This window comes from Vibrio sp. 10N.222.49.C9 (assembly GCF_041474985.1).
In the GTDB taxonomy this organism is placed as follows: Bacteria; Pseudomonadota; Gammaproteobacteria; order Enterobacterales; family Vibrionaceae; genus Vibrio; species Vibrio crassostreae_C.
In genome coordinates, this window is sequence record NZ_JBFRVD010001231.1 from 1 (window position 1) to 299 (window position 299).

Annotated in this window: 1 protein-coding gene; it reads left to right on the forward strand. The window is 43.1% G+C overall.

The window, feature by feature from the left end; genetic code table 11:
• The coding region (locus AB4585_RS27695) for a chondroitinase-B domain-containing protein (protein ID WP_372171959.1) at positions 1-299 on the forward strand (299 nt) is incomplete at both ends.

A 299-nucleotide genomic window follows, 5' to 3' on the forward strand; every position in this document is an offset into this window, starting at 1 on the left:
GCGGTACGTTGATTGGTATTCAGAAGGCGAAAGGCGATACGACTACCGACCGTCACGTTATTCAAGGAAACCTTTTCTACAACCAGAAGCACAACCAATACAACGAGTTCGATATTGCTAATGCGCGTCGTTATAACTCAAACAGTTGGGAAGCGATTCGTGTAGGTGACTCTAAGAGTTCTATCTATCCATCAGAAACAACGATTGAAGGAAACTTGTTCCTTCAGTGTGATGGTGAAACTGAGTTGGTATCTCTGAAGTCTGCTGGCAATACAATCAAAGGCAATACCATTGTAGAC